This window comes from Aurantimicrobium sp. INA4, from assembly GCF_027924525.1.
Classification (GTDB): Bacteria; Actinomycetota; Actinomycetes; order Actinomycetales; family Microbacteriaceae; genus Aurantimicrobium.
Map to the genome: position 1 here is coordinate 17,013 of NZ_AP027040.1, position 13,945 is coordinate 30,957.

General features: G+C 53.7%; 14 protein-coding genes and 1 tRNA gene. 7 read left to right on the top strand and 8 right to left on the bottom strand.

Annotated elements, in window-relative coordinates; all coding sequences use genetic code 11:
* Nucleotides 1-52: 52 nt before the first annotated feature.
* The 8 genes from AINA4_RS00105 to AINA4_RS00140 form a co-directional block, all read right to left on the bottom strand.
* The gene (locus tag AINA4_RS00105) at nt 53-1,699 is read right to left on the bottom strand and encodes a protein kinase (protein WP_281786923.1); all 1,647 of its coding nucleotides are present in this window, start codon (nt 1,697-1,699) and stop codon (nt 53-55) included.
* A complete protein-coding gene (locus tag AINA4_RS00110) occupies nt 1,696-3,153 on the bottom strand; it encodes a penicillin-binding transpeptidase domain-containing protein (protein WP_281786925.1) in 1,458 nt (485 codons plus the stop codon). The genes AINA4_RS00105 and AINA4_RS00110 overlap by 4 nt, the downstream gene beginning before the upstream one ends.
* Complete coding sequence (locus AINA4_RS00115) at nt 3,153-4,541, bottom strand: FtsW/RodA/SpoVE family cell cycle protein (protein ID WP_281786927.1); 1,389 nt, start codon at nt 4,539-4,541, stop codon at nt 3,153-3,155. Before AINA4_RS00115 ends, AINA4_RS00110 begins: the two co-directional genes overlap by 1 nt.
* On the bottom strand, nt 4,541-5,770 hold the full coding sequence (locus tag AINA4_RS00120; RefSeq protein ID WP_281786929.1) for a protein phosphatase 2C domain-containing protein: 1,230 nt from the start codon (nt 5,768-5,770) through the stop codon (nt 4,541-4,543). Before AINA4_RS00120 ends, AINA4_RS00115 begins: the two co-directional genes overlap by 1 nt.
* Before the next feature lie 9 nt (nt 5,771-5,779).
* Nucleotides 5,780-6,295: an FHA domain-containing protein gene (locus AINA4_RS00125; RefSeq protein WP_281786931.1), complete on the bottom strand. Its 516-nt coding sequence runs from the start codon at nt 6,293-6,295 to the stop codon at nt 5,780-5,782.
* A complete protein-coding gene (locus AINA4_RS00130; protein ID WP_281786933.1) occupies nt 6,288-7,019 on the bottom strand; it encodes a DUF3662 and FHA domain-containing protein in 732 nt (243 codons plus the stop codon). Before AINA4_RS00130 ends, AINA4_RS00125 begins: the two co-directional genes overlap by 8 nt.
* 85 nt (nt 7,020-7,104) lie before the next feature.
* A complete protein-coding gene (locus AINA4_RS00135; protein WP_281786934.1) occupies nt 7,105-8,496 on the bottom strand; it encodes an ATP-binding protein in 1,392 nt (463 codons plus the stop codon).
* Nucleotides 8,493-9,170, bottom strand: coding sequence for a response regulator transcription factor (locus AINA4_RS00140; RefSeq protein WP_281786935.1), 678 nt, complete (start codon nt 9,168-9,170; stop codon nt 8,493-8,495). Before AINA4_RS00140 ends, AINA4_RS00135 begins: the two co-directional genes overlap by 4 nt.
* A 122-nt stretch (nt 9,171-9,292) precedes the next feature.
* Here AINA4_RS00140 and AINA4_RS00145 point away from each other — a divergent pair, with 122 nt between their 5' ends.
* The 7 genes from AINA4_RS00145 (at nt 9,293) to AINA4_RS00175 (ending at nt 13,914) form a co-directional block, all read left to right on the top strand.
* The gene (locus AINA4_RS00145) at nt 9,293-9,745 is read left to right on the top strand and encodes a hypothetical protein (RefSeq protein WP_281786936.1); all 453 of its coding nucleotides are present in this window, start codon (nt 9,293-9,295) and stop codon (nt 9,743-9,745) included.
* Entirely contained in the window at nt 9,738-10,133 is a 396-nt protein-coding gene (locus AINA4_RS00150; RefSeq protein WP_281786939.1) for a hypothetical protein, read from the top strand. The genes AINA4_RS00145 and AINA4_RS00150 overlap by 8 nt, the downstream gene beginning before the upstream one ends.
* 4 nt (nt 10,134-10,137) lie before the next feature.
* The gene (locus AINA4_RS00155; protein ID WP_281786940.1) at nt 10,138-11,094 is read left to right on the top strand and encodes an FAD:protein FMN transferase; all 957 of its coding nucleotides are present in this window, start codon (nt 10,138-10,140) and stop codon (nt 11,092-11,094) included.
* Nucleotides 11,091-12,623 carry a 2Fe-2S iron-sulfur cluster-binding protein gene (locus tag AINA4_RS00160; RefSeq protein WP_281786942.1) on the top strand — a complete coding sequence of 511 codons (1,533 nt, stop codon included), beginning with the start codon at nt 11,091-11,093 and terminating at the stop codon, nt 12,621-12,623. The genes AINA4_RS00155 and AINA4_RS00160 overlap by 4 nt, the downstream gene beginning before the upstream one ends.
* Before the next feature lie 47 nt (nt 12,624-12,670).
* Nucleotides 12,671-12,753, top strand: a tRNA-Leu gene (locus AINA4_RS00165).
* A 149-nt stretch (nt 12,754-12,902) separates the two neighbouring features.
* Nucleotides 12,903-13,307 (top strand): hypothetical protein, encoded by a 405-nt coding sequence (locus AINA4_RS00170; RefSeq protein ID WP_281786943.1) that lies wholly within the window; start codon nt 12,903-12,905, stop codon nt 13,305-13,307.
* A gap of 190 nt (nt 13,308-13,497) precedes the next feature.
* Nucleotides 13,498-13,914 carry a hypothetical protein gene (locus tag AINA4_RS00175; RefSeq protein WP_281786944.1) on the top strand — a complete coding sequence of 139 codons (417 nt, stop codon included), beginning with the start codon at nt 13,498-13,500 and terminating at the stop codon, nt 13,912-13,914.
* Nucleotides 13,915-13,945 lie beyond the last annotated feature (31 nt).

Sequence of the window (13,945 nt, forward strand, 5' to 3'; positions counted from 1 at the left end):
TGATTCCCCTGTAGATAGGCCAAAAGTCTATCAAAGTGAAGGCAATGACAAGTTACGGAACTGTAATTGAGGTTGGGTTAGACATTGCAGGCTCTAAACCGCTGCAAGTAACTTTGTAAGTTATTTTGTATGTTCCAGTTGGAGTTCCATTCATTTGGAACGGTGAATTACCCGAACCGACCGAGGCCCCATTTGAAAAGACTTCGTAGCCAGATAATGCGTGTCCCGAAGGGCAGCTATACGCCTGCCATTGGATGAGGATGTCATTGCCGCTTGCACCTGGAGTACTAGTAACAGTTGGTGCTGTCGGAGTGGTCAAGACGGGCAGAGCGTCGTAGTAGGTCAGGTTGATTGTGGTGCCGTTAGGAACCTGAGGCCCAGTGGGGTTGACGTCATAAACAACACCAACCTTGTCAGCACTTGGTGCCGCAGTACCCTTGACCGCGTTCACGTTCATGTTGAGCTTTTCCAGGGCAGAGGTCGCCTCATCTAAAGACTTTCCAACATAGTCAGCTTTGTTTATCGCTGCTGTTGTTGGTGTCGGGGTACCCGTTGGAGTTTTTGTAGGTGTTTTGGTCGGGTTAGCCGTAGGCGTCTCCGTGGTACTTGTTGGAGTTGGTTCTGGAGAGTTACCACCGGAAGTCAACGCAATGATTCCACCGACCAGAACGAGAAGGAGGACGCCACCAAGCGCAATGAGAGGCCACAACCAGGGGCTGCGCTTCTTCTTTTCTTCCTGGTCAACAGGTTCTGGAGCATCAGGAATGGTTAACACTGTCGTTGCACCAGTTGCTGCGGTGCGAGGCATCACAGTGGTGGCATCGAGTGGAGCAGTGGAGGTTCCGAGAACACCAGGAACTGCTGCTGCGGCGCCCTGGAGATCTCCGCGCCGCAACGCTTGTGCTGCACGTGCAAGATTCGCTGCCGACGCAGGACGATCTGCTGGCTTTTTTGCAATGCAGGAATACACAAGGTTACGAACAGGTTCAGCAATGGTGTCTGGAAGTGGTGGTGGCTCTTCATTGATCTGAGCCATGGCGATGGCAACCTGCGATTCACCGGTGAAGGGGCGCTTACCTGCCAAGCACTCGTAAGCGACAATACCCAGAGAGTAAATGTCTGTGGAGGGTGAAGCGGGGTGACCACTGGCCTGCTCGGGAGAAAGGTATTGAACAGTTCCCATCACCTGACCGGTTGCTGTCAAAGGAACCTGGTCTGCAATACGAGCAATACCAAAGTCGGTGATCTTGACGCGACCCTCAGGGGTAATCAGCATGTTTCCAGGCTTGATATCGCGGTGAACCAGGCCAGCACTGTGTGCTGCCTGCAAGGCAGCAGCAGTTTGAGCCATGATGTCGAGAACCTTGTCTATCGACAATGTCTTCTCACGCTCAATCACCGTCGAGAGAGGTTCACCTGGAACAAGTTCCATCACGAGGTAGGCGGAGCCTTCTTCCTCGCCGTAGTCATAAACGTTGGCGATACCTTCGTGGTTAACCAGGGCAGCGTGACGAGCTTCAGCGCGGAAACGCTCAAGGAACCCGGGGTCTCCCAGGTATTCGTCCTTCAAGATCTTGATGGCGACGAGTCGACCGATCACGAGGTCAGTTGCCTGCCAGACCTCACCCATGCCACCTATGGCAATGCGTGACTGGAGTTCATAACGACCACCAAAGGTCATTCCAGCTGTTGGCCTCATTTGTTTAACCCCGCCTCTAGTACTTTTCTCGCGATTGTTGCTGTTATTTCGTTGGAATCCCCGGACTGTCCGAGGCCGCCACCGTTTTCAACTAAAACAGTGACTGCGTATCGCGGGCTGTCTGCTGGGGCAAACCCGGTAAACCAGAAGGTGAATGGCTCACCATCACCGTTTTCTGCTGTACCAGTTTTACCCGCAACATCAACTCCGCTAATTCTCGCATTAGTTGCCAGTCCAGAGCGAACAGAAGCCACCATCATGTCCCTGAGCGTTGCCGCATTTTCAGGAGACATGGCTTGTGAGAATTCTTTCGCAGAAAACTGGGAAATTGGCTTGAGACTAGGCTCCAGCACTTGGTTGACCGTATTCGGATACATCACCATGCCAGCGTTTGCGATTCCCGCCGAAACCAAAGCAATCTGAAGAGGGGTTGCTCGCACGTCATATTGACCGAATGATGCCAGCGCTGTTTGTGGATCGTCCATAACCACAGGGAATTCGCTCACTGCCGTCTTCATGGGAATTTCGAAGCTCGTGTTGAAACCAAACTTCTTTGCCTGATCCAAAATGGCCTTGCGACCCAGCTCAAGCCCGAGCTCGGCAAAGGGAATGTTGCAGCTTTGCTTCAGTGCTTGCAACAGCGTTACTTCAGCACCGGCACCGGGGCAGGTGCCTCTGTTCCAGTTCTTAATGAAGACATCGGTTCCAGGAAGTTGGAAACTGGCAGGGTTCGGGAAGGTGCTCTCCGGTGTGTATTTACCGGACTCTAACGCTGCGGCGATCATGACGAGTTTGAACACAGAACCAGGAGGGTTCAAATCTCCTGCAATGGACTTATCAACGAGCGGCTTGAGTGGGTCATCGTTGAGCACGTTGTATGCCGCAATGACTTCGTTGGTGTTGTGCGAGGCCAACAGGTTGGGGTCGTATCCTGGCTTGGAAACCATGGCCAGAATCTTCCCTGTGCTGGGTTCGGTAACGATGATTGCGCCTTCATAATCACCGAGAGCATCCCAGGAAGCTTGCTGCAATACAGGGTCGAGTGTGAGTTCAACACTGGCACCTTGAGGTTCTTGACCAGTGAGGATGGCATTGAGCTGGTTGAGGAACTGCGACCCCGTCTTTCCACTGAGGTAGGAGTTCATCGCGCCTTCAATACCAGTCAAACCCTGGGTCAGTGTGAAGTAACCGGTCACATTCGAGTACACGAAAGGGTTCGGGTAGGTGCGCTGGAAGCGGTATTTGTTATCGACAGGAACAGATTCAGCAATTGGAGTTCCCGCAACAAGAATGGGGCCACGCTTATAGCGGTAGCTTTCATACATTGTTCTGGTGTTCCTGCTGTCAGCTGAAAGCTGATCAGCGGTAACGACCTGGACCACGCTGGCGGCAATAAACAGCGCAGTAAACATTCCAATCACCGCGAGGGTGACGCGTTTGAGCTCTCTGTTCATCAGACCACCAACCGCGGTTCGTTCCTGATGGAGTCAGACAAACGCAGCAACAACGCCGCAATCATCCAGTTCGCAACCAGCGAGCTACCACCTGCTGCCAGGAATGGTGTGGTCAGACCCGTCAAAGGAATCACACGCAGCACCCCACCAATCACGATGAAGCACTGCAAGGCAATTGTGAAGGACAGCCCCACTGCGAGCAGCTTGCTGAAGTCATCGTGACCGGCAAAACCGATGCGCAGTCCGCGGCCAACCAGCAAAAGGTAGAGACACAGAATGGCAAAGATTCCGGCCAAGCCTAGTTCTTCTCCCAAGCTGGCAATGATGTAGTCGCTTTGAGAAACCGGGGTGATTTCCGGCATTCCTTCACCCAGACCGGTTCCAATAATCCCGCCGTGGGCCAGGCCAAACAGCCCCTGGACCAACTGGAAACTTCCACCGGTGGCATTGAAGTTGTCGTTGTTGAATGCGTCGTACCAGTTGGCAAATCGGCTGTTGACGTAATCCAACGTTTGGTTGGCAACAACGGCACCCAAGCCGACAAGGCTCAGACCTAGGATGACCCAACTTCCTCGACCTGTAGCGGTGTACAGCATGACAAGGAACAAGCCGAAGAACAGCAAACCAGTTCCTAAGTCACGCTGAAGCACAATCACACTCATTGACAGCGCCCAGACAACCAAGATGGGTCCGAGGTCGCGGCCACGAGGAAAACGCATACCGAGGAACGTGCGCCCCACCATCGACAGGCTTTCTCTGCGTTGCACCAAATAGCCGGCGAAGAAGACAGCAAGTGCAATCTTGGCTATTTCACCCGGTTGGAAGGTCAGGCCTGCAATTTGAATCCACACCCGAGCACCGTTGACTGTTAGTCCCAGTCCGGGAACCATCGGCAAGAGGATAAGGATTACTGCAGCAAGTCCTGCCACGTATGTGTAACGCTGCAGGATGCGCTGGTGACGAATGAGAATAATCGTTCCCAATGCAGCACCCATAGCCAGCGCCGACCAAGCTATTTGCTTAGTTGCAAAACCGTCCCAACCCTCGGCACCTACCGCGAGGTCGATGCGGTAAATCTCGGCAATACCTAAACCGTTGAGAAGAGCAGCAATAGGCAGAATCAACGCATCAGCTTGGGGTGCAACAAATCGCATAGCGATATGAATGGCGAAAACCAATACAGCGAGAAGAGCACAGATTGCTAACGGACCAGCATCTACTTTGCCCAGAACCCCTAACTGCACCAACACCAGCGCGGCAACATTGATCGCACTGGCAAAAATGATGAGAACCAGTTCAACATTGCGCATGCGCTGAGACACACGAACGCGCTTAAGTCGCCCAATGGATCCGGTGGCTACAAAATCTGCTGGAGGAGTGACGCTCATTACTTCTGGGCCTCACTGGCAAGAGAGTCGACCAACGCCTGAGCCTCACCATAGGTGGCGAAAGGGATGGTTTGTGCTATTTGGGCCTTTTGGTAGTCCGTCAAACTTTCCAGAGGTAGATCGGTGTCGACATACACATGAGACAGGCTGATGCCAGCAAAGTTTTGAGAGATACCTTGATAAATCACGACAGAGTCGGCGTCACTGCCGACATAAAACTGGGTTTGGCTCCACCGATAACCCAAGATTCCTGCAATAACGAGAGCGCCGATAACCAGAATGAGAGAACCAATGAGCATGACACGGCGACGAATGCGCCTGGCCTTCACGGCGTCAAGCTGAGCGGTCAGGGGCGGCGGTGGAACCGTCATTCCGCCGGTTGAAATGGGTAGTTTCTTTGGCTTAGGCCGGGGTTTATTTGTGCCTGAGGGAATAAGGCGAGGCTCAGGCCGCTTGATGGGCATGGGGCCTGCAACAGAACCAACAAGCTCAGCAATCTTCTCTGGCCCATCAGCAGTGATGTCCACCACAACAACAGTGACGTTATCGGGTGCGCCACCGGAGAGACTTGCCTGCACAAGAGTATCGGCGGCATCTTCTGCCGTTTCTGCTTCTTGTAAGAACGGAAGTAGCCGGTCGGTATGAACGACACCGGTCAACCCATCTGAGCACAGCATCCAGCGGTCACCAACAGAGACTTCTAACACCACGGTGTCTATTTCTGGAGGCCCGTCCACATCACCGAGTACACGCATAAGTACAGAGCGACGCGGGTGGTCGTGTGCTTCTTCTTCTGTGATGCGGCCACTATCTATCAGGCGCTGCACAAAAGTATGATCAACAGTGACTTGGCTCAAGTTTCCTTCGCGCAAGAGATAAATACGTGAGTCACCAATGTGTGCCAACACAACCTGGTTGCCCACGCGGAGCATCGCACTAACCGTGGTGCCCAGACCAGCAAGTTCAGGATGTTCATAGACAACATCGGCAAGCATGTCATTTGCCTGCAACAGAGTTTGAATCAGATCCTGCTGTGCAGCTTTTACATCGTCGTACTCTTTATCCAGCTGCAGCATGTGGCGTATCACCAGGTGAGAGGCAACATCTCCACCAGCGTGACCACCCATGCCATCGGCAACAACACTGAGATAGGTTCCCGCGTAGCCGGAATCCTGGTTGGATGCCCTGACCTTGCCCACATTGGAGGCTGCTGCGCTGAACTGAGACATATGCCTGGCCTAGCGGCGAACCTCAAAGGTTGTTGCGCCAACGGTAATGGGAGTGTTCAGGGGAATAGGAACAGGCGAGCTGACCCGTGAACCTGCCAGCGTAGTTCCATTGGTGGAGTCCAAGTCTCTTAACAACCACGACCCTCCACGAACCTCAAGACGGGCATGGTGAGTGGAGGTGTAGTCATCCTGAATAACAAGACTGGAGTCAGGAGATCGACCAATAGTAATCACGTCACCTTGCAAAGGAAGTTCCTGGCCAGCGAGATCACCTGAGGTGATTACAAGGCGTAGCGGGGTTCCATCAGCAGGGGCTATGTCTTGTGAAGGCTCAGGAGCCAGACGCGGTTGCGCAGAGGTAAGGAAAGACTGTGCACCAGGCGTGCTTGCCGGTTGTGGGGTGGGAAGTTTACGAACACGTTGACCAAAAAGATCGCTGCGTACCGCGTACACAACAAAGAATACGAAGACCCAGAGCGCAACAAGAAAACCTATGCGCAGGATCAGAAGTGTGAGCTCACTCACGTGGACCCCAGAATCCACCAGGCGCTGACGCTGGAGGAGGTGAAGTAGTTTCTTCACCTGCTGCCTGTGGCAGGAGGCGAAGGGTGATGGAGGTCTGTCCGATTGTGATGATGGAGTCGGCCTCTACTGCAGAGGAGACGAGTTTGTGTCCATTGAGCTTGGAGCCATTAGTGGAACCTAAGTCATTAGCTTGAGCACGGGTGCCATCCCACAGGATTTCCACATGCTTACGCGAGATGCCTGAGTCATCGACGGTGATATCTGCTTCAGTTCCACGTCCGATAATCGTGCGAGATTTGTTGATGGGGTAACGCTTTCCTGCAATTTCTAGAACAGCAACCCAGGTGACAGAGCCACTTACGTTTTCGGACGTGACCTGAACAACTCCCACAGCAAGAGCGGGGTCTTGCTTGAGAGAAATCTTGATGCCCCCAGCGAACTGGTAGTGCTGAGTTGCCGCGTGCTTGGCCACGAGCCGGGTGAGCTCGTCAATGAGGGTGTCACCCATGCTGGACATTTGTTCAAAGTCGGAGGGGGAGAGGTGCACAACAAAACGGTTGGGCGCGATGATGCGGTCACGGGAGAGCACTGCCGCTTTGGTGTCAAGTTCACGACGAAGCGCGGCAGTAATTTCTACAGGCTGCAGACCGGAGCGAAAGGTCTTCGCGAACGCGCCATTGACAACGCGTTCGAGGCCGCGCTCAAGGTTGTCCAGAATGCCCACAGGTCTCCTTTGGGGGATAAATCTCCTCCCCAAATCGTACTCGGCTCACTGTGAGCAAGCTGAATGCGCGCCGGTGCTGGGCTACTTAGTCCTGAGCAAGGCCGAAGGTTGCCGATGCATCCAATCCACCTTCAGGTCGGGGAGTCAATTGTGCTGTTCCTCCTGAGGCTCGGGCCAATTGGGCAACGATAGCTAAACCGAGGCCACTTCCATGACGGTCAGAATTTGCTCGCCAGAATCGGTCAAAAGCTCGAGAACATTCAGCAACACTCAGACCTGGCCCCTGGTCAAGAACATGAAGTTGGGCAACTGAACCTGCGCTGACAACTCGCACAATCAAACGCGAGCCCTCGGGGCTGACCGAAAGAGCGTTGTCGATGTAGTTGTCGACAATTTGTTCGATAGCGTTGGGAACTGCTGTCACTCCCAACTGCTGAGGGCCTTCATAGCGCAGCTTCACACCAGATTCTGCGGCCAGGGCTTTCCAATGATTAACACGATCCTGACTGAGCGCAGCTAGGTCGAATGTTTCACGCTGGACATTCGCAGCTTCTGTTCGGCTGAGCAAGAGCAGGCCCTCAAGGAGGTTGCTCAGACGATCTGCCTCGGCCTCCGCTGCGGCAAGGCGCTCAGTGGCTCCGCCAGGATCAGTTTCTAACAGGTCATGTGCCCGCTCAAGTCGAAGACGCAAGGCCGTTAATGGCGTGCGCAGTTGGTGGGAAGCATCCGCCGCAAAAGTTCTTTGTTGGTTTATCAACAGCTCTAACCGCTCAGCCATGTCGTTGAAGGACTCTGCGAGGGAGCGAATTTCCTTCGCTCCCGCTGTTTCATCAGCGCGCGCCGTGAGGTCACCAGAAGCCAAAGCTTCTGTTGCTTCTTGCAAACGACGCAGTCTTCTTGTGATGGTTCCCGAAACGATATATCCCACAATCGCAGCGAGCAGAAGGGCAATGAGAGCCACCCCACTTAGCAAGCCAATTTGCTCGTTCACCTTGTTCGTCACCACGTAGTCGGGATAGGTCAGCCTCACAGCGCCAAGGATCTCAGAGCCACTCAAAATAGGAACCGTGACATAGAGCAACTCTTGATTCAAGGTTGCGGAGAAGCGATGGCCAGTGCTGATTTTTCCAGACAAGGCTTCAGCGATCTCGGGCCTGTTGAGATACGAGGTTCCCAAATCTGCTTGGTCATCGTCGCTGACAACGACAGCGGTTCCTTCTTTATTCACGATTACCACGCGAGAGCCACCGGCATCGCGATAGTTCTTAACGGTTTGGATCAGCTCGCTGTCATCCTCCGTAGCTAAGGTTTCCAGAGCCTGCTCACTTCGGCCAGCCAATAAGAAAGCGTCACGTTCGAGGGAAGTAATGATTCGGTCGTGTTCAACCTGCTGGAGATAGAAACCCAGAGGGATATCTTGAGCCAAAAGCACAAGCAGCGTCACCGACATCAACGCGGTAATGAAGCGCCATTTCATTGGGGCTGCTCAAATCTGAACCCCACACCTCGAACTGATTCAATCCAGCCTGCGTGGCCAAACTTCTTCCGAATGGCAGCAATGTGTGCATCGAGAGTTTTACTGGTGCCATACCAATTGGTATCCCACACGTCATGCAAAATATCTGAGCGCTTAAACACTGCGCCAGGGTCACTGGTGAGATACTCCACGAGCTCGAATTCTTTAGCAGTGAGGTGTATTTCTTCCTCGTCAAGATAGACACGTTGCGCTCGCAGATCGATGCGCAAAGAACCAAAGACCCTGTCGTTTTCAGGCGCAGGTTGTGTTTCTTCCGGTTGGGTGCGTCGGGTGACAGCTCGAATTCGCGCAACTAACTCGCGCATACCGAAAGGTTTGACAACGTAGTCGTCTGCCCCAATCTCTAAGGCAACAACACGATCAATTTCTTCATCACGAGCACTGACCACGATGATGGGCACACCAGAAACTGCTCTCATTTTGCGACAAACTTCAGTGCCATCCATATCTGGTAGCCCTAAATCTAGGAGGACTATCTCTGGCTCGAACGAGAGAAGTTCTTTCAGCGCGTCTTCACCTGTGGTGACGTGCCGAGTATCGAAAGCAGTTCCGGAAAGACCGTCCAGGATGCCGTCGGCAACGGACTGGTCGTCTTCCACCACGAGTACTCGCATGTTTCCATTCTGTCTCTCCTCTGAAATCCCTGCTATCAGGAGCAGTCATGCTGTGGAAAATTGGATAAATCTTGGATTTTCTCTAGCCGTGCCTTTAATTCCTTTTTCGTAGCGTTGAAGCTATGAAGTCACAACTCTTGACCACACTGTCAATCGTCGGAGTCCTCGGCACGGCGACCACCGCTATGGCTGCAAACACAGATGTTTTGGCCAGCCTTGACTCACCTGAGATTGGTTCAGCAACTGAAGTCCTGTTGCCCGCCACGTCATCAACGACTGAACCGATTGTGTCTGACCCCACAGCAACTCCCGCACCAACTGACCCTTCAGCGACTCCCGCACCTTCTCCAAGCACGAGTTCATCAACAACCTCAGCAAACGGACAAGCTCCATCAGGCGGAGGTGCACCTGGGGCACAACCTGCCGCAGCGCCCGTCGTTAATGGAACTTCTGGCGGATCTGGTTCTCGCGTAGCACCTGCGGCGGGGGTTCCTGGAGCTACCACTTACAACGACGATGACGAAGATCACGAAGATGGGGACCACGAAGAAGAGCACGAGGAAGACGATGACTAAGCGAGTTCACCCCGCTCAGTCAGCACGCAAGCTGGTCGGTGTTGCTTCGGGTGTTGCTCTTGTGGGTATTGTTACTGGCTTCCAGCTTGGCGCTAACGCCCAGGAGTCTCAGCAAGCTCCGGTTGCCACAGAGACAAGCTCCCCCACGTCGTCGTCGACTGAACCTGTTGCACCTACTGCGGCTCCTGAGGCAGTGCCTGCACCAGCAGCGCCTGCGGCACCGGCTGAGAACTCCGCACCGGTGCAACAACAGGCACCCGCAGCTGTTGCACCGGTAGAAGCCCCCGCCCCTGCTCCCGCAGCTCCTGTCCCGGCCGCACCAGTCGCTGTTGCCCCTGCTGCGCCTGCGGCTCCTGTGGTCAACGGAACAACTGGTGGCTCTGGTTAGAGTCATGACTTCCGAGGACATTTCGAAAAGTGCCCTGCGCGCGGCTTTCACTCAAACGAAATCCTTGCCCGGGGTTCTTTCGCGTCCCGCAAAGATTATGGGTGGACATGGAACCATCACTCTTGTTGGGGGTGGCGAGGACATCATGGAGCAATGTTGGGACCTTGCTCAAACCTGTGAGGAATTGTGGAGCAGGTTCATCCCGGAGAGCGATATTTCTCGCCTCAATTGGGCAGAAGGCCAACCCGTGGAGGTTGCGCCCCTCACTAGACAGCTCATCGCCTCGATGATTGCTGGCCATACTCTTACTCGGGGCGCCTATGACCCCACACTGCTGCCAGATGTTTTGGCGGCGGGGTATCAGGCTTCGGTTCTGGATCCGACAAAGACCTCAAGCCTGCCCAGTACTGCACAAGCACCAGGCCATTTGGAAGGAATTGTTTTTTCTGACAACACAGTTGCACTGCCTTTAGGCACAACGTTGGATCCAGGCGGAATCGGCAAAGGGTGTGCCGCGGATGTCATCGCAGACTTTGCTCTAGAAAAGGGCGCATTTGGTGTCATGGTTGAGCTGGGCGGAGACATCGTCGTCAAGGGGGATGCCCCCGATGGCACCGCGTGGATACTCGGTGTCGAAGACCCCATTGATGAAGATAGTCATGTCTCGATTGTTCGCTTGCAAGCAGGAGCGATAGCGACCTCGAGTCAACTCAAGAAGCGTTTTCGTGATGACCAACACCACCTCATTAATCCAGCCACTCACCGCAGTGCAACAAGCGCAGCTCAAACAGTGAGTGTGATTGCTGCCACAGGCGCCCGGGCCGAAGTCCTCACGAAGCGCGGCTTTGTAGATGACGAAAAGACCTTTCTCGATTGGTTGCCTACAGTGGGAGCAGCAGGATTGATTGTTCGCGCGGATAGAACAATTCGGACCTCAGCTAATTGGAGTGTGTACGCATGAATGATCCACATATTTGGTGGTACATCACGCGAGCAAGCGCACTGATTGCTTGGGTGCTTATGACGTTATCTGTGGTGTGGGGAATTTTGCTCTCCACCCGAGTGATGCGCCGCATCGACAACCCTGCCTGGCTGCAAGACCTTCATCGCTATCTCGGCGGCATGACCCTCATCATGGTTGTTCTGCACATGGTCTCGCTCATGCTTGATGGTTGGCTTCAGTTCTCTATTGCTGAAACCTTGGTGCCCTTCGCCACCGACTATAAGCCGCTTGCTGTTGCTTTGGGCATTATTGCGTTCTACATTCTCGTGGCAGTGCAGGGTTCTTCGCTGATGATGAACCTGCTCCCTAGGGCATTTTGGAAGGGGCTGCACTATTCGAGCTATGTCGCGCTTCTCTTGGTTTCGCTGCACGCGGGGTGGAGCGGAACTGATGTGAGCAGCTGGTGGTACAAGGTCCTCGCGATTGTGCTGATTGCCGTTGCCACAATCTCTGTTCTGGTTCGCATCATTGTGGGAACCAAGACGTCAGGAACACGGCCTCAACGCGAATCGGTTGACATGTCCCCAAGTAGCGAGGTCATCCCGGAGATCAAGAAGGTTGAAACTCGCACGATGGTTGTGAGTTCCCTCATTCCTATCGCACAAGATGTATTACTCATCCGCCTTCTTCCTCTTGGCGGTGGGCAACTCCCTGTGTGGTATCCGGGATCACACATTACCCTTCATCTACCTAACGGCATGCAGAGACAGTATTCCTTGTGCAGTGATCCAGCTGAACGATCCCACTTCGAAATTGCTGTCTTGAAGACAAAGCAATCTGAGGGCGGCAGTGAATGGATTCATGCGAACCTCTCTCTTGGGATGACCCTAGAGGTTTCTGGTCCACTTAATCACTTTGAGCTGGAACCCGCGAATGACTACTTGTTTATCGCCGGCGGAATTGGAATTACCCCCATCAAGGCAATGATCGAATCATTGCCCGAGCGCAGGAATTGGAAGCTTATCTACGCTGGACGAAGCAGACAGACTATGGCTTTTGTGGAGGAACTACTCGAGCGCTATCCCGAAAAAGTAGAAGTGTATGCCTCGGATGAAAACGCGGACGCACTGGACGTTTATGCCAATGTCGCGGCCAGCACTGCCGAGGTGTATTGCTGTGGTCCTGAGTCTCTGATGAGTTCGGTCTCCAGTTTTGTTCCCTCGGAACGAATGCACCTGGAGAGGTTCGTTCCTCTTGTTCGGCACAGCTCACTTCCAGCCGAACCTATTGAGGTTGACTGCCGCAAGAGCAAGAAGAGTTTCGTGGTGGATGCGGAAGAAAGCATCCTCGATGCGCTTGAAGAAAAGGGACTTCCTCTGATTGGTTCCTGCCGTAAGGGTGTGTGTGGAAGTTGCGAGGTGAGGGTTGTCGAAGGCACACCCATCCACCTTGATTCTGTTCTTGATGACGAAGAAAAAGACCGGTTACGCGTGATGTATCCCTGCGTTTCCCGCGCTGAAGCAGGCAAGCTCGTTCTCGACATCTAGGCTCAAATGGCGCAGGGGCACTGCTCCGTGATAACCTCGACCAGTTCGCGCGAGTGGCGAAATGGCAGACGCGCTGGCTTCAGGTGCCAGTGCCCGCAAGGGCGTGGGGGTTCAAGTCCCCCCTCGCGCACGAACAAACCCCCGGTTTATTGCCGGGGGTTTTGCCATTTATGACACGAATATCTCTTGAGAAAATTAGTTCATTTTCTGGGTGCAAGCTGAAAGAATCATTTTGAGCGCACTGATGCGCATCCCCCACGTAATTAAGGAGTCATTTTCATGGCTAAGTTCACTTTTGGTAAGGCGGTAGCTGTTGTTGCTATTGCTGCAGCTGCAAGCTTTGGTATGTCTGCATGTGCAACCCCTGCACCTGAGCCAACCGAGACCACCATCGGTGGCGACATCGTTGCACCCATCGAAATCAACTACCAGGAGATCGACGGCCAGACTCTTGAGTTGGTTGTTGGCCAGGTTGTCAACATCAACTATGGCGGCATCAACGACGGTGAAGTTGAAGTTGCTATCTCAGACCCTAAGGTCGTGGAGTACTCCGCAGCTGCTTATGAGAACGACACTCAGTTCTCTGCAGGCTTGTTGGCACTCTCTGGCGGTGAGTCAACCGTGACCTTCACCTTCGCTGGTGAGGACCCACGCGAGCTGAACATCCAGGTTCTTCTCAAGTAGTTCTGCTGAAGTATGAGGGCGCCCCGAAAGGGGCGCCCTTTCTTCGTTAACGCCACCCATTTATCACTCAGAAAACTCCCAGACTACACACAGCTGAATCCCAACTTAAACGAATGGTACAGAGCTAACGTTGTCTTATGAGCACAACAGCTCACACAGCACAAAGACTTTTACACCAAGGAGAAACAACATGATCAAGAACCACAAAATCGCAAAGGCAGGAGCTATTGCAGCTCTTGCTGCAGCAGCAACCTTCAGCCTCGCAGCTTGCTCAAGCGCAGCAGATGAAGATTCATCGGGCGCAGACGAGTCCAGCGAAACCAGCCAGGTCGTTGCCCCCACCATCGTTGACGTAGCAACCGTCAACGGACAGACCGTTGACATCAACAATGGTGCATTCGTGGACATCACCACCGGTGACACTGACCCAGCTGACTGGTCTGCAGTCATCAAGGACCCTGCTGTGGTGGCCTTCACCGCTGGCGGTAAGTCCGGCGATGCAGTCCTCAACCCTGGACTCCAGGGCACCAAGGCAGGATCAACTCAGGTTGAACTGACCAACAAGACCACCGGAGAGGTAGTTACCTTCACTGTCAACGTGAAGTAATTTCTCTCACGGCCTCCAAGACAGACGGCCT

Coding starts and splice junctions, on each gene's coding strand:
- AINA4_RS00160 (WP_281786942.1), top strand. CDS start 11,091: ATGAATGATCCACATATTTGGTGGTACATCACGCGAGCAAGCGCACTG.
- AINA4_RS00135 (WP_281786934.1), bottom strand. CDS start 8,496: ATGAAATGGCGCTTCATTACCGCGTTGATGTCGGTGACGCTGCTTGTG.
- AINA4_RS00105 (WP_281786923.1), bottom strand. CDS start 1,699: ATGAGGCCAACAGCTGGAATGACCTTTGGTGGTCGTTATGAACTCCAG.
- AINA4_RS00175 (WP_281786944.1), top strand. CDS start 13,498: ATGATCAAGAACCACAAAATCGCAAAGGCAGGAGCTATTGCAGCTCTT.
- AINA4_RS00110 (WP_281786925.1), bottom strand. CDS start 3,153: ATGAACAGAGAGCTCAAACGCGTCACCCTCGCGGTGATTGGAATGTTT.
- AINA4_RS00145 (WP_281786936.1), top strand. CDS start 9,293: ATGAAGTCACAACTCTTGACCACACTGTCAATCGTCGGAGTCCTCGGC.
- AINA4_RS00150 (WP_281786939.1), top strand. CDS start 9,738: ATGACTAAGCGAGTTCACCCCGCTCAGTCAGCACGCAAGCTGGTCGGT.
- AINA4_RS00140 (WP_281786935.1), bottom strand. CDS start 9,170: ATGCGAGTACTCGTGGTGGAAGACGACCAGTCCGTTGCCGACGGCATC.
- AINA4_RS00120 (WP_281786929.1), bottom strand. CDS start 5,770: ATGTCTCAGTTCAGCGCAGCAGCCTCCAATGTGGGCAAGGTCAGGGCA.
- AINA4_RS00155 (WP_281786940.1), top strand. CDS start 10,138: ATGACTTCCGAGGACATTTCGAAAAGTGCCCTGCGCGCGGCTTTCACT.
- AINA4_RS00170 (WP_281786943.1), top strand. CDS start 12,903: ATGGCTAAGTTCACTTTTGGTAAGGCGGTAGCTGTTGTTGCTATTGCT.
- AINA4_RS00115 (WP_281786927.1), bottom strand. CDS start 4,541: ATGAGCGTCACTCCTCCAGCAGATTTTGTAGCCACCGGATCCATTGGG.